Below are 20969 nucleotides of genomic sequence, written 5' to 3'. Positions count from 1 at the left end.
CGAGCGGGCCACCCTGCTGCGGATCGTGGAGGACCTCACCGCGATCTGCCCGGAGGTCGCCGACGACTGGGACCGGCTGCACCCCTCACCCGTCCCGCTCACCCGCGCCCACATCACCGCGCTGGACATCGCGGCCCGCCGGATCTCGCTGCGTACCACCGGCACCCTGCTGCGGCTGCTCGACAGCCTGCCGGCCGAGGGACTGCCCAGCGAACGGCTGCCGGGCACCGCCCTGAGCCGGGTCCGCGGGCTGTGCGAGCGGCAGCTGACCGACTGGGCGGACGAACTGACCGTCGGCCACGACCTGGCATGGGTGCCGGTCGCCGACCAGGTGGACCTTCAGTCGGAGACGGTGCTGGCCGCGTTCCGCCTGCTCAGCGAGGAGTGAGACCGGGCGGAGCCAAGGCCGGGCCCGGGGGGCCGGAACCGGGCGCCCGCCCCCGCTTCATCGAGTGGTCAGACCGTGGCCGCGCTCAGTTCAGCCGCCACCAGCTCCGCGATCTGGATCGCGTTCAGCGCCGCGCCCTTGCGCAGATTGTCGCTGGACAGGAAGATCGCCAGCCCGTTCTCCACCGTCTCGTCCACCCGGATCCGCCCCACGAAGGAGGCGTCCCGGCCGGCCGCCTGCAACGGGGTGGGAATCTCGGAGAGCTCGACCCCCGGCGCGGCGGACAGCAGCTCGTACGCCCGCTCGACGCTGATCGGCCGGGCGAAGCGGGCGTTGACCTGGATCGAGTGCCCGGAGAAGACCGGAACGCGGACGCAGGTGCCGGACACCTTGAGGTCGGGAATCTCCAGGATCTTGCGGGACTCGTTGCGGAGCTTCTGCTCCTCGTCGGTCTCGAAACTGCCGTCGTCCACGATGCTGCCGGCCAGCGGCACCACATTGAACGCGATCGGGCGGGCGTAGACGGCCGGCGCCGGGTAGTCCACCGCGTCGCCGTCGAAGGTGAGCCGGTCGGCGTGCTCGGTGACCCGGGTCGCTTGACCGTGCAGCTCGGCGACACCGGCCAGCCCGGAGCCGGACACCGCCTGGTACGTGGTGGCGACCATGGCGACCAGCCCGGCCTCCTCGTGCAGCGGGCGGAGCACCGGCATGGCGCCCATCGTGGTGCAGTTCGGGTTGGCGACGATGCCCTTGGGGCGGTCGGCCAGCGCGTGCGGATTGACCTCGGAGACGATCAGCGGGACCCCGGGGTCGCGCCGCCAGGCGGAGGAGTTGTCGATCACCACCGGGCCCTGGCCGGCCACCTTCTCGGCCAGCTCGCGGGAGGTGGCGCCGCCGGCCGAGAACAGCACGATGTCGAGGCCGGTGTAGTCCGCGGTGGCCGCGTCCTCCACGGTGATCTCCCCCGCCGGTACGCTGCCGGAACCCTCCCAGGCCAGCGCCCGGCCCGCGGAACGCGCGGAGGCGAACAGCCGCAGCTCCGTCACCGGAAACTCCCGCTCCGCCAGCACCTTGCGCATGACCCCGCCGACCTGCCCGGTCGCACCGACGATTCCGATCCTCATCCGGTCTCTCTCCGATCTGCTCCCACCGGCCCGCTGCCGGGCCGGTGGCGCCTGGTGTGCCCGCCGCCTCCGAGTATCCCTCGGGGCGGGCGGGGGGTGGGGGGTGATTTCAGGTGCCGAGACGGTGCCGCCCGCGGCGCGGCCTCATCGGGGCCCGGCCCGCCTTGGGCGTCGGCGGGCCGCCGGGGGCCGCCCGGGGTGGTGGGCCCAGGCCCCCTAGGGGCGCGAGGAACTGCGCGACAAGCCGGCCCACGGGCGAAGGGCCGGGAGAGACCGCAGCCCACCACCCCGGGCGGCCTCCGGGCAGGCCGCGCGCCGCCCGCTCAGGGTGAGGTGGCGGACAGGGCCGCCACGGCGGCCTGGAGGGAGTCGGGGCCCGCGGGGAGCAGGGGGAGGCGGACGTCGGGGGTGGGGAGTGCGGCCATGGGCGTGGAGGAGCGCCTTGAGGACGGTGGGGTTCGGCTCGCGGAAGAGGGCCGCGGCCAGGCGGGCCAGCCGATGGCCCAGCCGCGGATCGCCGGTGGCGGCGAGTTCGGCCCAGTCGGCGGTGGCCACGTGGGCGGACGCCAGAATCGCCCCCTCGGCGCCGAGCGCGAAGAGCGCCGGTGCGAAGAGGTCGTCGCCGGCCAGGACCTCGAAGCCGGCCGGGTGGTCCCCGAGCAGGTCCACCGTCTCCGCGTCGATGCCGCCGGCGGCGTACTTCACGCCGGTCACCCCCGGTATCGCCGCCAGGGCCCGCAGCGCGTCGGCGGTCAGCGGCTGTCCGGTGCGGTAGGGGACGTGGTAGACGATCAGCGGCACCGGTCCGGCTGCCGCCAGCTCGCGGAAATGCGCCAGCACCCCCGCTTCGCCCGGACGGGTGAAGGACGGCACGGTGACCAGTGCCGCGTCCGGCACGACCGCCCCCTCCGCCAGCGCCCGCAGCTCCCGCGCCGCGCGCCGGGTGTCGCCGGCGCCCGCGCCCACCACGAAGCGCGCCCCCCGCTCCCGGCAGACCCGGCCGACGGTCTCCGCCACGGCCGCCCGCTCCGCGTCGTCCAGGGCCGCCGCCTCCCCGGTGGTGCCGAGCGCGACCAGCCCCGAGGCCCCGTCGGACAGCACCTGGCGGGCGAGGGCGTCGAGCGCGCGCGTGTCGACCAGGCCGTCCGGCCCGAACGGGGTGACCAGCGGTACGAGGATCATGGCGGCCAGTCTGGCCCGACCGTACGGCGAAGGTCCAGTTAATTGTCGTGCGGGCGACCGTTAAGCAGTCCTACACTCCCGCCCATGTACGAGATCTCAACGGACCCCGCACGCCTCGACGTTCCGCGGATCCACCACTGGCTGTCCACCGATGCCTACTGGGCGCTGGGCCGCCCGCTGGCCACCCAGCAGGCCGCCATATCCGGCTCCCTGAACTTCGGCGCCTACCACGCCGGCACCGGCGAACAGCACGCCTAGGCCCGCGTCGTCTCCGACCTGGTCACGTTCGCCTGGCTCTGCGACGTCTACGTCGACCCGGCCGCGCGCGGGGCCGGCCTCGGCACCCGGCTGGTGACCGCCGTACGCGACCACCTCACCCCGTACGGTCTGCGCCGCATCCTGCTCGCCACCGCCGACGCCCACGGCGTCTATGCCAGGATCGGCTTCGAGCCGCTCACCGATCCGGGCAAGTGGATGGCGCTCGGCCTCCAGTAGAACCGGCGCCGCCGCACCTCACGCCTCCGGCGCGGCTGCGGCGATCCGCTCGATCGCGGCGACCAGGTCCGCCATGCCGACGACGACCGGGTGCGGACCGAGCGTGCGCAGCTGCGCCGCCTGGTCGGTGCTGCGGGCGTAGCCGAGGAAAGGCACGCCGGCCGCCCCGGCGGCAGCCGCGTCCGCCGCGGAGTCGCCGATCATCAGGCAGTCCGCCGGCCGGACGCCCAAGGCGTCCATCGCCCGCAGCAGGCAGTCGGGGTGCGGCTTCATCAGGGCGGGGTCGACGGCGCTCCGCCCGAAGATCCGCTGCTCGAAGCAGTCGTCCAGGCCGTGCTCCTTGAGGTAGGCGGCGACGGCGGCCGGCGCGTTGTTGGAGGTGATGGCGAGCAGCCGGCCACCGGCCGCGGCGGCGCGGATGAACCGGTCGGCCAGCGGCGTCGGTTCGGCCGACCGCGCGGCGATCTCCTCCGCCTCCGCCAGCAGCAGTTCGAGGTCCGCGGCCGGTTCGCCGCTCATCGGGGCACGCAGGATCGCGTGCGGATCGGTGGCGGTGACCAGCGCCGGGTCCGTCAACGGGCTCCCGCGCTCCGCCAGATACGCCCGCATGGCGGCCGCGATCGTGTGCGCCGGATACCCCTCGAACAGCCGGCAGACCGGTCCGTCGAAGTCGAGCAGAAGGCAGTCGGCGCCCGCCAGGAGGGCGTGGAGGCGGGATGCGGTGGGTCCGTTGTACGCAGAAGTCACCTGACGAGTCTCAGCGAGTCCGAGATCCTTGGCCACCCCACCGGAGGACTGATGACCCGGAAGGGTTCTCACCGAGTTCGGCGGTTCACCCGAAGGGCGTCACCGGCTCGGCGATGGACTCCCAGAGCGCGTCGAACCAGGCCTGGGACTCGGCGACGAACTGCGAATCGCGGGACTGCGGACGGCCGGGATCGCTGCGGTGCGGGAAGAGCATCGTGTTGACACCGAGCACGTCGTAGATCTCGTCCCGCTGCCCGTCGCCGAAGGTGACCGGCCGCTGCAGCACCTGGTAGTAACCGGACAATGCCACCTGGGTGTTGAGCAGGTACAGCTTCTGCATGGGGGTGACGGGCACCGTTCTGAACTCGATGGAGTTCTCGATGTCCGGCCGTACGTCCGACAGCCGGGTGAAGGTGCTGCGCAGCGCGATCGTGTGGGCGCGGGCCAGTTCCCGCTGGCGGCGCAGTGGACGGCCGTCGTCGGGGTCGTCGACCATGCGGGGCAGGCCGAGCGTCGTGTCCTGGTCCGGGAGCAGCAGCCGGACCCGGATGGAGGCGGGGTTCAACTCGCCGAGCATGACCGCCTGTACGGGCGCGGCCAGGGTGCCGCTGAGCGTCTCGGAGGTGAGCGAGTAGGCGTCGATGGTGATGTCGCGCTCCTCGAACGCGGCGGCCACATACGTCGTCAGCGCTTCCAGTGCCCGCTCGGGCTCGTTCGGTGACGGCGCGGTTCGCCCCTCGCGTTCGTCCCGCGCGTACCGTCCGCCGTGCTCGTCCCGCCCGCCCCGCTGGTCCCGGGCGAGGACTTCCGCGGCGCGGCCCCGGCGGTTGTCGATGTAGCCGTCCTTGCGCAGGTACGGAGGCAATTGGTGGTCGGGGTCGTCCGCGTCATCATCAGCCGATGAAGGTGTCATTCGCTGAGCCTCGGCTGTCTGGCAACCGTCGTCCAGAGCGACTCGAACCACAACTGCGTCTCTCGAAGCAGGACGGCAGGACCGGAGTCCTCCGCTACCCCGACCGAGGAGTAGTGGAAGAGCGTCGATCGGAGTCCGTAAGTATCGTAGGCACGCACAGTCTCCTTCGTCTCCTCGTCCACCTCAACGTCCTCTTCCGCGAACTTGTAGTAACCGTGGAGGAGTTCAGTGCCATTGAGCAGGTACAACTTGAACAGTGGCGTGGCAGCAAGCGCCTTGATCGTTACCGACACCTTCGGAACCACCTCGTGGATACTCACGAAGCTGTGCCGCAGGATGGACACTTGATTACGAACCAGACCCGACGTGCGCTGCCGGGTACGGGAGTCGGCGGTGTCCGTCACCGGCTGTCCGACCAGCAGTGATTCATCCGAGGCTGCGATGATCACCCGGATGGTGATTGATTCCGGCCGGATCACGCCATTTCGGATCTGGATGAGTATCTGGCCGATTGCCTGGTTGAGGGTCTCCGCGGTCAGCGAATAGACGTCGATCTTCACGTGCGCGGCCGTGAAGGCCTTGGCAAGGTGGGCGCTCAGCAGTGCGTCGGCCAGCCCGTAGGACCGCTCCGGAGCCGATGCGCTCTCGCGGCGCAGCACGTAGGAGCCGCTGCCCTGGATCGAGTTGATGTAGCGTTCGCGCTGCAGTTCTTTCAGAGCGAGTCTGATGGTGCTCCGCGAAACAGCGAAGTCCTCCATGAGTACCTCTTGAGCGGGAAGCTTCCCGTCCACTGCATGGACGCCCGCTTCGATCTTCGCGCGCAGCGTGTCCGCGACCACCTTGTACAAAGGCAGACTGTGGTTCTTGGCTGCGTCCAACTCCATGACAAGACCGTACCCGCGCCGGCCAATTCGGGTGGGTGGGCCGGACAACTTCAGAGCCGACCGTCCAAATTTCTCCGAGCAGGGCACCCACAGGTACAACTTGGTCGACCGACCGCCCCATTCGGACATGTCACCGTCCGACAGCCCAACGCCCGGCCGAGCGGACCGGATATGAACGTCCGCGTACGGGCGGCCAGGGCGGCATGTATCCCTCCGTACTGCCAAGTATGCGCAGGTCAGAATCGGTTGTCGGTTACCTGTTCGCACTTTGTCGGCCCACCATGAGTACAGGTCGACCGGCCGCCGCTCGAGCCGCCGGGGGCCGGTTCGCCAGGGGGCAGCCATGTGGATTCCCAGCGTGTGCGCGTACGCGTTCGAACAGCTGATTCAGTGGCGGTACGGCGCCGCCGGCGCGCTCGCGCTCGGTTTTGTCGCCCTGGGGCACAAGGCACGCAACACCACCTGCACGGTCGTCGGGCTCACCGCACTGGCGGTGCTGCTCGCGCAGTGACCGGGCGCAGGAAGAAGAGACGGTGGTCAGAAGACGTCCGGGCACCAGGGGCGGCGGGGAGTGCGGAAGAGGGTGTCCGCGGTTCGCGCCGCTTCGGCGTGGTGTTCGGTGAGGCGGCCGAGGGCGGCCAGCCGGACCGGGGACTCGTCGCCGAGGTAGAGGCAGCCCAGGTCGCCGACCGACAAGCTGAGGTCGGGGTCCGCCGAGGTGGGGGCGCAGTGGGCGGTGCCGGAGGCGTCGGTCTCCAGCAGGAAGCGGCCGCCGGCCGGTCCGTCCGGGTCCCGGATGTCGAGCACGAGCGCGGCCGGGCCGCCGCCGTAGGTGCGGGCGGACAGTGCCGCCGGGGTGTCCAGCACGCGTAGCCACATGAAGTCGGCGTTGGTGTTGATGAGGGCGGCGCGCGGGTCGCCGAGCAGCAGCGGGAGGACGTCGTCGGGCGGGCGGTGGCCGGAGGTCAGCCGGTTCATCCAGTCGAGGGAGAGCAGGAAGCGCCACAGGGCGCGTTCGGCGGCCGGGGTGGCGGCGATCAACTGCTCCACGCCCGCCTCGACTTCGGACAGCTTTCCGAGCCAGGGGCGGTCGTGGATGCGCCAGCAGGCCAGGCCGTCGATCCGCCCGTCGGCGTCGCGGTGGAAGGCGAAAAAGGGTTCCGTCCAGGGGCCTTCGAAGGCGAACACCAGCTCACCGGTGTTCCGCTGCCACCACCACGGCAGCCGCTTGATCGCCCCCGGGGTCCGCAGCCGCACCCGGTCGAACAGTTCGGGCCCGGCCGCGCGCACCTCGGCGGGGGTGGCCAGGTCCACCCGGCCTCCGTCGTCCGGCCCGGCGTACCGGCGGTCCAGCGCGGCCCGGGGTACATCGACCCGCCAGTCGGCCACCCAGGTCGCGGGCCCGAAGCCGTACCGCCCGTAGATCGGGTACTCGGCGGCGATCAGGATCGACACCGCGTCCCCGCGCTCCTCGGCGGCGGCGAGGTCCTCGGCCATCATCCGGGCGGCCAGTCCCCGGCGCCGGTGGGTCGAGGTCACCGAGACGTTGGTGACCGCCGAGGCGGCCACCGTCGCCCCGCCGGGCACCGTCAGCTCCTGCGCCAGGCTGCGGAAGGTCGCCACGCAGCGGCCCCCGTCCCAGACCCCCCGGGTCCGGTCGAAATCAAGGGAGGGGGCGCGCAACTCCACTTCCTGCGCGTCCAGTTCGGTGGGCGGGCGGTGGAAGCCGGCGTTCAGGGCCTGCAGCCAGTCGGCGACATCGGCGGTGTCGAGCGTACGGATCTCAAGACTCATGCCCGCACGCTATGGGCGCGGCTTCCGGGCCCGCACGCGAATAAAACCGCCGACCCGCGGCCGGCGCTCACTCCTCCGTCAGCAGGTCCTCCACATGCGCCTCGCCCTCCCGGTAGCGGCGGGTGATCTCCACCGAGCAGCCGTCGACGGTCTGCTGAAGGGTGTGGCGGCGCCGGGAGACCCGCTGCTCGTAGCGCACCAGGCGGCCCTTCGCGGTGTGCAGCTCGTGGTCGGTGCGGGCTTCGAGGTCGGACAGCTCCACCTCGGACAGCATCTCCTCGGCGAGCTGCCGCACCCGCTCGGTCAGCGGCGGGCCGAGCGTGACGTGCCGGGCCGAGGACCGCACCCGCGACGGGCCGTCGGTCAGGATCTCGGACAGCCGGTCCACGACCGGGGACTCCGGCTCGGCGGCCTGCTCCCCGGCCGGCAGATCCGAACCCGGTCCGCCGCGGCGGGCCAGCTCGGCCCGGAGGATGTCGATTCTGCCGTGCAGCATCCGGCGCAGATAGGAGAGGTCGGCCTCCTCCTGCTGGGCGTCGCGGCGCAGCGTCCGCAGCGCGGCCAGATCCAGCGCGGCCAGCTGCACGCTGCCCAGTTCGGGTTCTGAGATGTCCGCGAGCGGGCCGCTGGATGCGGGCGGTCGCAGCGGACCCAACGCGTCGGCCTTCAGCATGCGGTGACCCTTCCTGGTGGGCGTCGTCGGTACAGCAGTGCTGGACGCCGCTGTGGATGGTAATAAGACGGTGCCGGGATTCTCTCCAGCGCCGGGTCTGCTCATGCCTGTCGTCCCTCCTCGCGGCGCGGGCGCCGCCCGGATTCGATGCTGCCACTTGCCCCGCGCACCCCGCAGCGACTCTGCACCCGAACGGCCGTCGCGACAGTTGTGCGAGACGGCCGACCGGGCGTACACCCGAACCCCCGCCCGCGCGCTCACCCGCCGGAGGGGCACCGGGGCGCACCGGCCACAATGGGCGGATGCGAGCGGTGGCCCAGCGGGTGAGCGAAGCGGAAGTCGTGGTCGACGGCAGGACCGTCGGCGCCATCCAGGGACCGGGGCTGTGCGTCCTGGTCGGGGTGACGCACGACGACACCGCGCAGAAGGCGGCGGCGCTGGCCCGCAAGTTGTGGTCCCTGCGCATCCTGCCCGACGAGCGGTCCTGCTCGGACATCGACGGACCGCTGCTGGTGATCAGCCAGTTCACGCTTTACGGTGACGCCCGGAAGGGGCGCCGGCCCACCTGGAACGCGGCCGCTCCCGGCCCGGTCGCCGAACCGCTGGTCGACGAGGTCGTCGCCCGGCTGCGGGAGCTGGGCGCGACGGTCGAGACCGGGGTGTTCGGCGCCGACATGAAGGTGTCCCTGACCAACGACGGGCCCTTCACCGTCGTGATCGACCTCTAGGCGTATCGACCTGCGGGGACGGACGCCCTGCGAGACCCCGGGGACCCCGCCCTACGGGGCCACCACCGTCTCCTGGGCCGCGGCGGTCTCCTCGGCGAGCAGCGTCGCCTGCTCCGGGGTGTTGCGCTTGACCAGGGCGAGGGCGATGGGGCCCAGCTCCCAGTGCCGGGCCGAGGACGTGATGAAACCGACCGCGCGGCCGTCCGCGCCGTCCTCCGCGATCCGCACCGGGGCGCCGTGCGCGGGCAGGTGCACATCGCTGCCGTCCAGGTGCAGGAAGACCAGCCGGCGCGGCGGACGGCCCAGGTTGTGCACCCGGGCGACCGTCTCCTGCCCGCGGTAGCAGCCCTTCTGCAGATGCACGGCGGTCTCCAGCCAGCCCAGCTCGTGCGGGATCGTCCGGTGGTCGGTCTCCAGGCCCACCCGCGGGCGATGGGCCTCGATCCGCAGCGCCTCGTAGGCGAGCGCGCCGATCGGCGGCGCCGACTCGGCGGCGAAGGACTCCAGCCGGTCACGGGGGACGAACACGTCCCGGCCGTACGCGGTCTCGCGGACCGTCCACTCGGCGGGTACGGCGGTGATGGAGCCGGCCGGCAGGAAGACCAGCGCGTACTGGTCGGTGGCGTCGGTGATGTCCACCCGGTAGAAGAACTTCATGCTCTCCAGGTAGGCGAGCAGCGCCTCCTGGGAGCCGGGTTCGACATGCATCCAGGTGGTGGCCCCGTCGTCCACCAGGTACAGGGCGTGCTCGATGTGGCCGTGCGCCGACAGGATCAGCGACTCGGTCGCGGTGTGGGGCGCCAGGTTCTCCACGTGCTGGGTGAGCAGCAGATGCAGCCAGGGCAGCCGGTCGGCGCCGCTGACCGTCACCACACCGCGGTGCGAGAGGTCGACGAAACCGGCGCCGTTGGCGAGGGCGCGCTGCTCGCGGAAGAGGTCGCCGTAGTGGGCGGCCACCCCCTCGTCAGGGCCTTCAGCGGGGACGGCGCCGGGCAGCGACAGCAACGGGCTCGTGGTCATGCCGTCAAGCGTACGACTCGTCACCCGCGTGGCTCGTGGCCAGGAGCCTGTTGGGCCGTTTCGGCCGTTTCCGACCGGTCGGGTCGCTCGGGTCGGTCTGCCCGGTCTGCCCGGTCGGCTCGGTCGGCTCGGTGCGCTCTGTCAGCCCGTTCGGCCTTGCGGGCGCAGTCCCGGCAGCGGCCGAAGATCGCGAAGTGCTTCATGTCCGTCTCGAAACCGAACTCCGAACGCAGCCCGTCCTTCAGCGGCGCGGCCAGCACCACCTCGGCCTCGGTGACCGAGTCGCAGTCCCGGCACACCAGGTGCATGTGGTCGTGCCGGTCGGCCAGGTGGTAGGTCGGCGCGCCGTGTCCGAGGTGGGCGTGGGTGACCAGGCCCAGCTCCTCCAGCAGCTCCAGGGTGCGGTAGACGGTGGAGATGTTCACACCGGAGGCGGTCTTGCGCACCTCGCACAGGATGCCGTCGGGCGTCGCGTGCTCCAGGGCGCCGACAGCCTCCAGGACCAGTTGCCGCTGCGGGGTCAGCCGGTAGCCGCGCTGCCGCAGATCGCTCTTCCAGTCGGTGGTCGCCACACCGCCAGTGTAGGACCGCGGCCTCGCCGGGGGGCTGAGCAGAAGCGGGGCTCAGCTGCCGGGGCTCACATGCGCGGCTCAGATGCCGGTGCTCACATGCCGGGGCTCACTTGAAGAAGGCGATGCCGTCGTCCGGCAGGTCCTTGAGGTCGGCGGCCCACTCGCGCGGGTCCACCACCTTCTTCAGCTGAGCCGACATGTACGGCCGCAGCGGCACCGCCGGGGTGCTCTTCTCGCCCACCCACATCAGGTCGCTGTTGACATAGCCGTACAGCCGCTTGCCGCCGCTGTACTCGTCGGCGACCGGCAGCCGGGCCACCGCGTCCGTCACCAGGTCGATCTGCGGCTTGCCCTCGGCCAGCTCACCGGTCCAGATCTCGACCACGCCCTGGTCCCGGGTGATGGTCACATCGACCTTGCGGTCGGCGTCGATCCGCCAGAAGCCGCTCTCGCTCTCCAGCGGGCGGACCTTCTTGCCCTCCGCGTCCAGCACCCAGGTGTGCGAGGTGTACTCCAGGAAGGGCCGGCCGTCGTGCGTGAAGACGACCTCCTGCCCGAAGTTGCACTTCTCGGCGCCGGGGAAGTCGAACACACCCGCGCCCGTCCAACGGCCGAGCAGGAAGACCAGCGGCACCAGCTCGGGGTGCAGGTCGGAGGGGATCTCGATCATGTCAGCGCTGGCCCTGGTAGAGCTTCTTCACGGCGTAGAACGAGAACAGGGCGACGCCCACGCAGACCAGGACGAGCAGGCTGTCATAGAAGTAAACGATTCCCACGGTCATGCTCCTAGTGCGGGGGGCGGACGGGGCCGCGCACGAGTCTAATGCGCGACCCCGGCACCGGCGCGGGCAGGCCGGTGATCAGCCGAGCAGCTGCGCCTGGAGGCGTACGGTCTGGCGGAACGGCACCTCGGGGACCGGGCCGCCCGTGCGGGACTGCACGATCAGGGCCAGCGTGTCGCCCGCTACGGCGTACGCGTAGCGGGTGTCCCCCGCGTCCGGCTTGACCTCGGCGTAGGCGCTCACACTGATGTCGGTCGGCACGGAGCGCGACGGCACCGAGTTGTCCGGCGCGTTGGTCGTGACGCCCTTCAGGTCCGCGCCCCGGACATCGCTCAGTTGGAGGTGCCCGGAACTGATGTACTGCAGCAGGTAGACCTCGGTACGGGTGCCGTCCGGCATGGTCCAGCCCTCGGCGGCGATGTGCCGCAGGCCGTCGTCCTTGAGCGCGGTCTTCTCGAACGGGGCGAGGTCTCCCGCCAGGGAGTACAGCTTCAGGTAGGAGTCGACCGACAGCCAGCCGCTCTTCCCGGGCAGGTTCCGCTCGGCGGTGGCGGTGAGAGGTGCGGGCAGCAGCAGCGAGCGCACGTCGACGAAGTGGTGCCCGGCGGGATTCGCACCGGCGTTCAGCGGGCGCGGCTTGCCGGCCGGCAGCTTCGGCAGGGCGTACGGCGGGAAGGTCCAGCGCCCGTCGTCCGGCGTCTTCAGCCCGGGGATCTTCGTCCGTTCGGGCCGGGTCACCGCGTAGGTGGTGACACCGCCGAGCGCGGCGAAGATCAGCACCGCCGAGGTCCAGCGGAGCGCCGCGCGCAGCTTGCGGCGGCGCGGCACGGCGGCGGTTTCGGCGACGGTCTCGGCCGCGGTTTCGGCCGCGGGCGCCGCGGCCTCGGGGGCCCGGGCGGGTGGCGCGGGGGCGGCCTCGGGGGCCGGTGTGGTCTCGGTCATCAGACTGCCTTCCCCGGGTCCTGGATCCGGTCCAGCTGCTTGCTCAGCAGGGCCACCGCGGCGCTCTTCTCCAGCGGTCTCGTGCCGCTTGCGACCATCCGCACCATCAGGTCGCCCTCGGTGGCCTCGCACGTCATCGAGTCGAGCTTGTCGCCCGGGTCGGCCGGCGGCAGGACACAGACCGCCTGCGAGTGGCCCTTGACCTTCGGTCCGTTGCGGAAGACACCCATCGCCTTGGTGAAGGCGCCGAAGAACTTCGGTTCGTAGTGCGCCGCGTCCTGGTTCTTCATCTGCACCAGCTCCATCTGGACCATCAGGTCCCCGTCACTGCTGGTGTACGTCCGTATGCCCTCGCCCTCGATGAGCAGCTTGTCGATGGCCGCGTCGACCTTCTTGCGGTCCGTCTTCGACATCCAGCTCAGGTCGCCCTTGAACAGGTTCTGGGCCCGGTGGGCGTCGAGCACCGTGTCATTGCCGTACGCGTCCATGTCCGGGCCCGGGTGGTAGCCCGTCGGCATGGGCAGAAGCAGCTGGCCGAGGCTGCCGAAGTGGCTTCCGCCGGATTTCGCGCCGAAGGCCTTGGTCGCGGACGGGGTCGGCGCGACCCAGGGCGTGCTGGCGGGCTTGGCGGCGGCGTCCTTGCTGTCGCTGTCGTGCTGGAGCACGGCGTATCCGATGCCGCTGCCCGCGGCGACGGCGACGAGCGCGGCGGCGATGCCGAGCGCCAGGCCGCGCTTCGACCGGCCGGCGGGAGCAGGGGCGGGGGTCTCCGGTGCCGGATCCGGCGCGAGGTCCGGCGCGTCGGGCACGTCGGGCAGCTCCGGTGAGCTGGGCGGCACCGCGGACTCCGGCGGCAGCGCGGTGGGGCTCTCGTCGGTCACAGCCGCTCCAGTTGCTGGTCGATGAGGGACGTGACCGTGGACGCCTTCACCTTGTGGGTGGAGTTCACGTACACCTGGACGATGATGTTGCCGACCCCGGCCAGCCCGCGGCCCTCGTACTCGGGCAGATAGCCCGCCTTGGTCTGCGGCTTCGCCGACGGCCACACGTACCCGTCCTTGGCGGTGGGGATCGTCTGGCTCTCCCCGTGGGTCGGTTCGTCCGTGATGCCGGACATCCAGTCGGCCAACACGTTGGAGGCGGTCGATGTCGTCTCGTCGCGGAACTGGCTGAGCTCCACCTCGAAGAAAACGCCGTTGGAGTCCCTCCACCACGTGTGCACGACCCGCTGGAACTCCTGGTCCGCGAGGTTCGTGAACTCGTCGGCGGGCCTGGTGAACTCGTTCGCGAAGTCCAGCATGGACACGTAGGTCCGGACGGAGTCCTTGCCGCCCTTGGGGACCGGTACGAGGAGCTTGAGCAGATCGCTGTCGTAGAGCGCGGCCCGGTCCTGGCTCACCGGCAAGGCGGGCACGGCGGGGCCCGGGCCCTTCGGCTGCGCGAGCATCGGGCCGGTCAGCGGCGGCAGCGGGGTAGGCACCCGCTGCTGCTGGATGCGGTACCCGACCCCTGCGCCGGCCACCACCCCCAGCACCGCGGCGGCAGCGATCAGCGCGGTGGTCCGCCCACGGCGGCGCGGCTTGTACGCCGGGGCCGGCGCGCCCGCGGCGGCGTCGGCGCCCACCGGGGACTCGGCGGCCGTGTCGCCGGCCGAATCGGCCCTAGGCTCGAACCCGGACCCGGACACTGTCTCGGCCTCGGACCCGGAGACGGACCCGGCCTCGGCCTCGGACCCGGAGACGGCCTGCGGCGCGGCTTCGGTCCGGGGTTCAGCCGCCGGCTCGGCCGCCGCCGCTTCGGGCTCGGCCGCCGGGTCCGCCGGATCCACGGAGTCCGCCGGGTCCGCCGGCGCTACGGGGACCGGATCCGGCCCGGCCGCCGGCTGAGCTGCCGGCCGGGCTTCCGGCCCGGCTGCCGGCTCCGGCGCCGGCGCCGGGTCCGTTCGGGGTGCCGGGAGCGGCACAGGGGTGTCCTGGGACAAGGGGTGACTCCACGGGGTGGGAGAGCGGGTCAGCGACCCGACATGAGGCGCTGGTGCTGCGCGTCGAGCAGGGACTTCAGCAGCGCGCGGGAAGGGGCCTTGCCGCCGGTCACGGTGAGCGTGATGTCGACATCGCCCTGGTACGAGATGGCCAGCACGGTGTCCGTGCTCTCGGCCGAACCGGAGGCCAGGCGGTACCCACGGGCGGGAAAGTCCTCGCCCAGGGAGATCTTCGTCCCGTTGTAGTAGTGCTCGGCGTAGAAGGCGGCGGCCTGGCTCGGCCCGGCGAAGCGGACCAGTTTCACGGTGACCTCGGAGACGCCGTCCGCCGTCAGATAGGTGCGGTAGACGCCGTTGCGGAAGCCGTAGGTCTTGAGGTCGCGGCGGGCCTCGGACGGGTCCGAGGCGCCGGCCGCGATGTCGTCGACGGTCAGCGCCGAACCGGCCGCGTCGCCGTAGACATCGGCGGCGCGTGGCGGTGCGAGCAGGAAGTACCGCAGGTCGCCGGTGTGCACGCCGTTCTTGACGTGCCCGGTGGCGCGCGCGGTCGGGCGGGCGGTCGGTGCCGCGGTGACCGGCGCGGGCGCGCCGGTGGCGGACGGCGCGGTGGCCGCGGAGGTATGCGCGGTGGTGGGCGGAACCGCCGGTGCGGCGTCGGCGTGGCCGGAGGGCGACGGACCGAACGCGATCACCGCCCCCGCCGTCAGCGCCACCAGCGCGACCAGACCGGCCGCGGCGGCGATCAGTCTGCCGCGGCGGTGGCGCGGGCCACCGCCGTCGTTGTGTTCCACGAAGCCCCCCCGGGCAAAGGCGTACACGTGTGCGGTGCACACGGATCTGTTTTATATCACCACCCGGCGACCGCCTTCGCCGCGATATCGGCGCCGCGGCCCGGGAGGCCGGGTGGGCGGCGGCTAAGGGCTGTCCCGTAATCCGCGGTGGATCAGCGTGCGGCGTCAGATGCGGTGCATCGCAAGGCGGAGGGTCGTCCTCATACCGGGTCGTATTCGGACGGGCCCGACAACGCAGCGAGGTGCCGTAGCTGTCGTCGCGCGCCCGCCGGGGATTACGGGACAGCCCTTAGGCTGTCGCCATGGCGAACAAGCTCGTGATCAAGGTGACATCCGGGGCCGACGCACCCGAGCGCTGCTCGCAGGCGTTCACGGTGGCGGCGGTGGCCGTGGCCAGCGGGGTCGAGGTCTCGCTCTGGCTGACCGGCGAATCGGCGTGGTTCGCGCTGCCGGGACGGGCCGCGGAGTTCGAGCTGCCGCATGCCGCGCCGCTGTCCGACCTGCTGGACGCGGTCCTGGCGGCGGAGACGGCCCGGGTCACCCTGTGCACGCAGTGTGCCGCCCGGCGGGACATCGGCGAGAGCGATGTCATCGCCGGGGTGCGGATCGCGGGGGCGCAGCTGTTCGTCAGCGAGATCATGCCGGACGGGGTTCAGGCTCTCGTCTATTGACGCTTACGGATCGCCCGGCGGATTCCTCGAAAGCCCGATTTCCATTCGCCCCGGAAGCGGGCGATATCCGCTTATAACCGACGCGGCGAATATCCGCTACTGGTCCCGGCGATTCTTCGGGTCCTTGGGCCCGCCGGATTTCTTGCCGTCCAGCTCGGCCCACCACTCGTCCGATTGCTCGTCGCCGCACTCCTCGTCCCACCAACGGTCCTCCGGCCCACGCCGGTTGGCGACGATGGCGGCGACGGGCGGGATCACCGCGGCGACGACGCACAGCCCGATCGCGGCAGGTACCGACCACAGGCGCACGACTGACCACGCCAGGACGAAAAGCACCACACAAGTGCCCATCATGGCGAAATACCAGTGACGTCGGCGCACATACACAATTCCACCGTACGTCCCCGCCATCCGAACGGCACCCCGCAGCCGAACGGAATGCCGAAGGGCCGCGGCCCCCTTGCGCGGGGTCGCGGCCCTTCGGCCGTTCAGTGGGGGGTCGGGCGCCTCAGAGGGCGATCGCGACCTCGGCGGGCGTGCCCTGCTGGGCCACGACCGTGCGGTCCACGGAGCCGCCGGGGACGAGCGCGCGCAGCGTCCACGTCCCGGGGGCGGCGAAGAAGCGGAACTGCCCGGTCGCCGAGGTCGGCACCTCGGCGGTGAACTCACCGCCACCGTCCAGCAGCCGTACGTAGCCGCTGACCGGCTCCCCGTCGCGGGTCACCGAACCCTGGATGATCGTCTCGCTCGCCACATCGACTCCTGCCAGTTCGGGGCCGCCGGCCTTGGCTCCACACATAAGGATCAGTTCCTCCCAGTCGCAACCAGTCGGGCAGTGGTCAGTTGGCGCCGAGCTCGATCGGCACGCCGACCAGCGAGCCGTACTCGGTCCACGAGCCGTCGTAGTTCTTGACGTTGGCCTGGTCCAGCAGCTCGTGCAGCACGAACCAGGTGAGCGCCGAGCGCTCACCGATGCGGCAGTAGGCGATGGTGTCCTTCGCCAGGTCCACGTTCTCGTCCTGGTAGAGCTGGACGAGCTCCTCGTCGGACTTGAAGGTGCCGTCGTCGTTGGCGTTCTTGGACCACGGGATGTTGCGGGCGCTCGGCACGTGGCCGGGGCGCTGCGACTGCTCCTGCGGCAGGTGGGCGGGGGCGAGCAGCTTGCCGGAGAACTCGTCGGGCGAGCGGACGTCGACCAGGTTCAGCGAACCGATCGCGGCCACCACGTCGTCGCGGTAGGCACGGATGGACTCGTCCTGCGGCTTGGCGGTGTACTGGGTCTCGGCCCGCTGCGGCACCGCGGCCACCAGGTCGCGGGAGTCCAGCTCCCACTTCTTGCGGCCGCCGTCGAGCAGCTTGACCGCGTCGTGGCCGTAGAGCTTGAAGTACCAGTAGGCGTAGGACGCGAACCAGTTGTTGTTGCCGCCGTACAGCACCACGGTGTCGTCGTTGGCGATGCCCTTGGCGGACAGCAGCGCCTCGAAGCCGGCCTGGTCGACGAAGTCGCGGCGGACCGGGTCCTGGAGGTCCTTCTTCCAGTCGATACGGACCGCGTTCTTGATGTGGTTCTTGTCGTACGCGGCCGTGTCCTCGTCCACCTCGACGATGACCACCTTCGGGTCGTCGATGTGGGCCTCGACCCAGTCGGCGTCCACCAGTACGTCACTGCGGCTCATGCGGTTCTCCTCCGGGGCAGTTCGGATGTGCGGTGCGCGGTGCCGCGGCCGGCGCGACGACGTGCGCTGTGCTGTGCTGTGCGGTGTGCGAAGGCACGGGCAGAGCGGGAGGCAGGGGGCGTCGCGGGCCCGTCCGGCCGGCTTCGACGCGCGGGAGCTGCCGCCCTAGGGCATGCGACAGAGCATGGCGGCCACACGGCACAGGTCCACTGCCCGCCGCTTGGTGAGATCCGCCTGTCGCGTCATGGTGCCGATCGTAAGGAAATGAACCGTCGGGTGTCACCGCCGTATCGCATACCGAGACAGGATTGTCCGAATGGCGGTACGAAGAGGGGCACGTCTGTGCGAGGCGACTCGCGGCCGGGTGAACACCGTTTCGAGCCCGGCGTCCGGCTGGTCTCAGTTGGCGAGCACGACGTGCTTCCCGGTCGCCGCGACCGAGACGCCGTCCGGGCCCGGGGTCACCTCGGAGAGCGCGATGCCGCCGGGAAGGTGGGTGAGCTGGAACGTGAAGTCGATCTTCTGCCGCAGCTGGTCCTCCAGGCCCAGCGCGGTGAACGCCTTCGGCAGGTCCTGGGCGTGCAGGCCGATCGAGTCGGCGCCGCGCACCGAGACCTGGCTCACCACGCTGAGCTTCGCGCCGAGGATGGTGCCGGTGAGCTTGACCAGCGGCCGGCCGCTGGAGTCCGTGCCGCCGTAGGCGACGGTGACCCCGCTCGGCGCCACCTTCGAGAGGTCGGCGTAGGTGAGGAAGGCACTGCCGTCGGCGCTGTCCGCGATCGCCGAGTGGAAGCTGTCGGACAGCTTCACCCCGTGCAGGTCGGCGTGGAAGCTGTCGATCCGGACCGCAGCGCCGCCGTCGGCAGCCGCGATGTCGTCCGCGGTGATCTTGACGTCGTTCAGCTTGCCGCCCGCGACCTGGGTCAGGAACGGGAAGCCCTCGATCGACACCGTCGGCTTGTGCGACAGGCCCTCGCTGGCCTGGGCCCGCTCGGCTGCCTTGCTCTCGGCCAGATGCACGGAGATCCGGTCCGCCGCGACGAACAGACCGCCAAGGATCACCACGACGATCAACAGTATTCGCGCCACTCGCATGCGTCCGCCACTCCCCGCTGGTACGTGAATGCTTCATCTTTCCCGAAACGCCTGACGGGCCCGGGGGCTCGGTGGTTCCCGGACACGTCGAACTGTTATCCGTTTCTCAGCTGAGGGCGCGTCCCAGGATGTAGACGAGGGGGGCCGCGGCGGTGAGCGGCAGGGCCACCCCGGCGGTGAAGTGCACGAAGCGGGAGGGGAAGTCGTAGCTCGCCACCCGCAGGCCGATGAGCGCGCAGGCACCGCTGACCAGGGCGAGCAGCGCGGCGTGGGCGCCGCCGAAACCGGTGGCCGGACCGGTCGCCAGGCCGGTGGCCGTCGCGGCGGCCAGCGCGAGCACCAGTGAGACGGGCTCGCCGCCGGGCAGCGGCAGCGCGCGGATCACGGTCGCCGCGGCGACGGCGATGACGCCCACCACCACCGGGTCGGTGCCGGCGTGCGAGGTCGCGGTGGCCAGGAAGCAGGCGGCCAGCACGGCCAACAGGGTGGAGGCGGAGGTGGCCGTCAGCGAGGACAGCCGCTCGTCCGCGCTGCCGTGGTGCCGCAGTTGCAGCACGAGCACCAGCAGCAGCCAGACCCCGAGGGTGCCGGCCAGCGCCCAGCGGGCCGTGCCCGCCGTCCACCGCGAGCAGCACGGCGTCGGCGGTGACGCCGCCCAGGAAGGCCAGCATGATGCCCTGCCGGGCCGGCCACATGCCGTTCAGTCGGAACCAGCCGGCCGCGGTGACCGCCTGCAGCAGCACCAGCACCACGGCGAGCCCGGGCTTGCCGACCGCCGCACCGCCCGCCAGCAGCAGTCCGAGGACGGCGGTGAGCCCGGCGGGCTGGATCCCGGGCGGGATGATCGGGGAACCGGTGCGGACGGGGGCCGCCGGCCGCTGGTCCGGCGGCGCCTCCTGCTCGTCGATCACCGGCAGCACCGCGGTCTGCTCGACACCGGAGCGCGGGTACGGCTGGGGGTCGGCGTAGGCGGGCGGCTGGGCGTAGGGCTGAGGCTGGGGCGTGCCTTGGGGACGCCCTGGGGCTGACCCTGGGGCTGGCCCTGGTCAGCGGGTCGGTGGTGGTCGGGGGCGCCGTACGCCTGCGGCGGGAACTGCGACTGCTGGGCGCCGTACCCCTGTTGCTGCGGGTCGTGCTGTTGCTGCTGGGTGCCGTATGCCTGCCCGGGCTGCCCCTGAGCGGCGTACCCCGGCGACTGCGGCTGGGGGGCGGCGCCGTACGCGTACCCCTGGGGGTCCGGCTGCTGCCAGGTGCCCGCGGGCTCGGCCTGCCAGGGTTGCGGACCGGCTGGGCCGGCCCAGCCGTCGGCGGCGGGCGCTGCTGACGGCTGCCCGGACCAGCCGTCGCCGGCCGGCGGCATCCCGTATCCGGCGGGGTCCTGGGGCGGCGCCTGGCCGCCTGCCGCCTCCGGCTCGTACGTCCCGCCGTAGCCGTAGGCCCGCGCCGGGTCGTAGGGGGGCTGCTGGTACTCCGGGTAGCCCTCGGCGTAGCCGCCCTGGGCCGCTGGGTCGGGGGCCTGCGGGTAGCCGTAGCCGTAGCCGTCGGCGGGCTGCCCGGCCGGGGCGGCATCGCCGTGGGGGCGGTGGCGGCCGTGGCGGCCGGGACCGGCAGGACCCGCGGGACCGCCGTGTTCGGGCGTGGCGCCGTACTCGTGGGTGCTCATGCGCTTCCTCCCGCGAACGGTGGGAGGACTTCCACCGTGCCGCCGTCGGGCAGGGGGACCGTGGTGTGGTCGCGGGTTCCGACGGGGGCGCCGTCGACGAGGAACGAGCAGCGTCGCAGGACCTGGGCGAACCGCGGTTCGCGGGCGTGCCGTTCGCGTGCCGCGGCGAGCGCCTCGGCCAGGGTCGCCGCACGGTACGGCTCCTCCGCGGTGCCCGCGGCGGCCTTCGCGGCGGCCCAGTAGCGGATCGTGCCCGCCACCGGCCGGGCGGCCGTATCGGGTCCAGCCATCACGGCTCCGTCCTTCGTCGTCGTCCTTCGCCACCGCTGACCTCTGTCGCGGCCGGCCTCCGTCACCGCCGGCCTCCGTCACCGCCGGCTTCGGTGACCGCCGGCGCCCGCCGTCGCTGACGTCGTGCCGGTCCATCATGGCCCGTCCCCGTCAGATCCCGGGAATCCGCGGCACCCGGTCGGTCAGCCAGTCGCCGATCCGGGCCAGCAGCGCGGGCCCGGCGGCGTTCTCCGCGTGGCCGAAGCCCGGCTCGATCCACAACTCGGCGCCGCCCTCGCCGGCCGCGGCGGCCAGCGAGTAGGGGTGGTCGAGCGGGAAGTAGCCGTCGCGGTCGCCGTGCACGATCAGCAGCGGGGTGGGGGCGATGAGCGGCACCGACTCGACCGGGGAGAGCGGCACCGGATTCCACTCGCCGGCCCGGATCCGCGTCTTCAGCCCGAACCGGGACACCAGCCGCCCGGCGGGCCGGGTGATCGCCCAGTGCACGCGGCGCATCGGGGCGGTACCGCGGTAGTACCAGCGGGCCGGCGACGACACCGAGACCACCGCGTCCACCG

25 protein-coding genes and 3 pseudogenes are annotated in these 20969 nt (G+C 72.0%); 5 read left to right on the top strand and 23 right to left on the bottom strand.

Going from position 1 to position 20969, the window contains the following annotated elements; translation table 11 throughout:
* Window positions 1-388: pseudogene (locus GA0115240_RS37080) on the top strand (hypothetical protein); the annotation flags it as partial.
* Between the two features lie 68 nt (window positions 389-456).
* Here GA0115240_RS37080 and GA0115240_RS20930 read toward each other — a convergent pair.
* Window positions 457-1512 carry an aspartate-semialdehyde dehydrogenase gene (locus GA0115240_RS20930; RefSeq protein WP_093738462.1) on the bottom strand — a complete coding sequence of 352 codons (1056 nt, stop codon included), beginning with the start codon at window positions 1510-1512 and terminating at the stop codon, window positions 457-459.
* 216 nt (window positions 1513-1728) lie between these two features.
* A complete protein-coding gene (locus tag GA0115240_RS20925) occupies window positions 1729-2694 on the bottom strand; it encodes a dihydrodipicolinate synthase family protein (RefSeq protein WP_346267961.1) in 966 nt (321 codons plus the stop codon).
* An 84-nt stretch (window positions 2695-2778) separates the two neighbouring features.
* On the opposite strand from GA0115240_RS20925, the pseudogene GA0115240_RS20920 reads away from it, so the two are divergent.
* Window positions 2779-3189 (top strand): annotated as a pseudogene (locus GA0115240_RS20920) (GNAT family N-acetyltransferase).
* 18 nt (window positions 3190-3207) lie between these two features.
* Here GA0115240_RS20920 and GA0115240_RS20915 read toward each other — a convergent pair.
* From GA0115240_RS20915 to GA0115240_RS20905, 3 genes are all read right to left on the bottom strand, one after another.
* Window positions 3208-3936: an HAD family hydrolase gene (locus tag GA0115240_RS20915; RefSeq protein WP_093738460.1), complete on the bottom strand. Its 729-nt coding sequence runs from the start codon at window positions 3934-3936 to the stop codon at window positions 3208-3210.
* Window positions 3937-4021: 85 nt separating this feature from the next.
* The gene (locus tag GA0115240_RS20910) at window positions 4022-4849 is read right to left on the bottom strand and encodes a hypothetical protein (RefSeq protein WP_141708911.1); all 828 of its coding nucleotides are present in this window, start codon (window positions 4847-4849) and stop codon (window positions 4022-4024) included.
* On the bottom strand, window positions 4846-5733 hold the full coding sequence (locus tag GA0115240_RS20905; protein WP_161302341.1) for a GntR family transcriptional regulator: 888 nt from the start codon (window positions 5731-5733) through the stop codon (window positions 4846-4848). The genes GA0115240_RS20910 and GA0115240_RS20905 overlap by 4 nt, the downstream gene beginning before the upstream one ends.
* Before the next feature lie 343 nt (window positions 5734-6076).
* Here GA0115240_RS20905 and GA0115240_RS37075 point away from each other — a divergent pair, with 343 nt between their 5' ends.
* Window positions 6077-6244 carry a hypothetical protein gene (locus tag GA0115240_RS37075; RefSeq protein WP_176725127.1) on the top strand — a complete coding sequence of 56 codons (168 nt, stop codon included), beginning with the start codon at window positions 6077-6079 and terminating at the stop codon, window positions 6242-6244.
* Window positions 6245-6270: 26 nt separating this feature from the next.
* On the opposite strand, the gene GA0115240_RS20900 is transcribed toward GA0115240_RS37075, so the two are convergent.
* Both GA0115240_RS20900 and GA0115240_RS20895 read right to left on the bottom strand, forming a co-directional pair.
* On the bottom strand, window positions 6271-7527 hold the full coding sequence (locus GA0115240_RS20900) for a GNAT family N-acetyltransferase (RefSeq protein WP_093738454.1): 1257 nt from the start codon (window positions 7525-7527) through the stop codon (window positions 6271-6273).
* 67 nt (window positions 7528-7594) lie between these two features.
* Window positions 7595-8305: an RsiG family protein gene (locus tag GA0115240_RS20895; protein ID WP_093738452.1), complete on the bottom strand. Its 711-nt coding sequence runs from the start codon at window positions 8303-8305 to the stop codon at window positions 7595-7597.
* A gap of 197 nt (window positions 8306-8502) precedes the next feature.
* Between GA0115240_RS20895 and dtd the strand changes: the two genes are divergently transcribed.
* The gene (gene dtd, locus GA0115240_RS20890) at window positions 8503-8928 is read left to right on the top strand and encodes a D-aminoacyl-tRNA deacylase (RefSeq protein ID WP_093738450.1); all 426 of its coding nucleotides are present in this window, start codon (window positions 8503-8505) and stop codon (window positions 8926-8928) included.
* A 51-nt stretch (window positions 8929-8979) separates the two neighbouring features.
* Here dtd and GA0115240_RS20885 read toward each other — a convergent pair whose 3' ends face one another.
* From GA0115240_RS20885 to GA0115240_RS20850, 7 genes are all read right to left on the bottom strand, one after another.
* Window positions 8980-9948, bottom strand: a complete 969-nt coding sequence (locus tag GA0115240_RS20885; RefSeq protein WP_093738449.1) for a CAF17-like 4Fe-4S cluster assembly/insertion protein YgfZ — start codon at window positions 9946-9948, stop codon at window positions 8980-8982.
* Window positions 9949-9968: 20 nt separating this feature from the next.
* Window positions 9969-10520 (bottom strand): Fur family transcriptional regulator, encoded by a 552-nt coding sequence (locus tag GA0115240_RS20880; RefSeq protein ID WP_093738447.1) that lies wholly within the window; start codon window positions 10518-10520, stop codon window positions 9969-9971.
* 106 nt (window positions 10521-10626) lie between these two features.
* Window positions 10627-11190 carry an FABP family protein gene (locus GA0115240_RS20875; protein ID WP_093738445.1) on the bottom strand — a complete coding sequence of 188 codons (564 nt, stop codon included), beginning with the start codon at window positions 11188-11190 and terminating at the stop codon, window positions 10627-10629.
* A 190-nt stretch (window positions 11191-11380) separates the two neighbouring features.
* A complete protein-coding gene (locus GA0115240_RS37070; protein ID WP_093738441.1) occupies window positions 11381-12244 on the bottom strand; it encodes a hypothetical protein in 864 nt (287 codons plus the stop codon).
* Complete coding sequence (locus GA0115240_RS20860; RefSeq protein ID WP_093738439.1) at window positions 12244-13125, bottom strand: hypothetical protein; 882 nt, start codon at window positions 13123-13125, stop codon at window positions 12244-12246. Before GA0115240_RS20860 ends, GA0115240_RS37070 begins: the two co-directional genes overlap by 1 nt.
* Window positions 13122-14072: a hypothetical protein gene (locus GA0115240_RS20855; RefSeq protein WP_093738437.1), complete on the bottom strand. Its 951-nt coding sequence runs from the start codon at window positions 14070-14072 to the stop codon at window positions 13122-13124. The genes GA0115240_RS20860 and GA0115240_RS20855 overlap by 4 nt, the downstream gene beginning before the upstream one ends.
* Window positions 14073-14254: 182 nt before the next feature.
* Window positions 14255-15058 (bottom strand): hypothetical protein, encoded by an 804-nt coding sequence (locus GA0115240_RS20850; protein ID WP_141708910.1) that lies wholly within the window; start codon window positions 15056-15058, stop codon window positions 14255-14257.
* 260 nt (window positions 15059-15318) lie between these two features.
* Between GA0115240_RS20850 and GA0115240_RS20845 the strand changes: the two genes are divergently transcribed.
* Window positions 15319-15687 carry a DsrE family protein gene (locus tag GA0115240_RS20845; protein ID WP_093738433.1) on the top strand — a complete coding sequence of 123 codons (369 nt, stop codon included), beginning with the start codon at window positions 15319-15321 and terminating at the stop codon, window positions 15685-15687.
* A gap of 96 nt (window positions 15688-15783) precedes the next feature.
* Here GA0115240_RS20845 and GA0115240_RS20840 read toward each other — a convergent pair whose 3' ends face one another.
* The 9 genes and pseudogenes from GA0115240_RS20840 to GA0115240_RS20810 all read right to left on the bottom strand — a co-directional run.
* Entirely contained in the window at window positions 15784-16074 is a 291-nt protein-coding gene (locus tag GA0115240_RS20840) for a DUF3099 domain-containing protein (RefSeq protein ID WP_161302339.1), read from the bottom strand.
* Window positions 16075-16195: 121 nt separating this feature from the next.
* Complete coding sequence (locus GA0115240_RS20835) at window positions 16196-16486, bottom strand: DUF1416 domain-containing protein (protein ID WP_093738429.1); 291 nt, start codon at window positions 16484-16486, stop codon at window positions 16196-16198.
* A 40-nt stretch (window positions 16487-16526) separates the two neighbouring features.
* The gene (locus tag GA0115240_RS20830) at window positions 16527-17363 is read right to left on the bottom strand and encodes a sulfurtransferase (RefSeq protein WP_093738427.1); all 837 of its coding nucleotides are present in this window, start codon (window positions 17361-17363) and stop codon (window positions 16527-16529) included.
* A 165-nt stretch (window positions 17364-17528) separates the two neighbouring features.
* Complete coding sequence (locus tag GA0115240_RS39345; RefSeq protein WP_370673354.1) at window positions 17529-17609, bottom strand: putative leader peptide; 81 nt, start codon at window positions 17607-17609, stop codon at window positions 17529-17531.
* Window positions 17610-17762: 153 nt separating this feature from the next.
* Window positions 17763-18458, bottom strand: a complete 696-nt coding sequence (locus GA0115240_RS20825; protein ID WP_093738425.1) for an LmeA family phospholipid-binding protein — start codon at window positions 18456-18458, stop codon at window positions 17763-17765.
* Between the two features lie 106 nt (window positions 18459-18564).
* Window positions 18565-19020, bottom strand: a complete 456-nt coding sequence (locus tag GA0115240_RS39340) for a hypothetical protein (protein ID WP_107407179.1) — start codon at window positions 19018-19020, stop codon at window positions 18565-18567.
* 345 nt (window positions 19021-19365) lie between these two features.
* A complete protein-coding gene (locus tag GA0115240_RS37065) occupies window positions 19366-20121 on the bottom strand; it encodes a hypothetical protein (protein WP_161302337.1) in 756 nt (251 codons plus the stop codon).
* A complete protein-coding gene (locus GA0115240_RS20815) occupies window positions 20118-20411 on the bottom strand; it encodes a MoaD/ThiS family protein (RefSeq protein ID WP_093738423.1) in 294 nt (97 codons plus the stop codon). Before GA0115240_RS20815 ends, GA0115240_RS37065 begins: the two co-directional genes overlap by 4 nt.
* A gap of 151 nt (window positions 20412-20562) precedes the next feature.
* Window positions 20563-20969: pseudogene (locus GA0115240_RS20810) on the bottom strand (alpha/beta hydrolase); the annotation flags it as partial.

It is taken from the genome of Streptomyces sp. DvalAA-14, from assembly GCF_900091855.1.
In the GTDB taxonomy this organism is placed as follows: Bacteria; Actinomycetota; Actinomycetes; order Streptomycetales; family Streptomycetaceae; genus Actinacidiphila.
The sequence above is the reverse complement of the archived record's forward strand: the minus strand, read 5'-3'. Positions and strand labels throughout refer to the sequence as shown.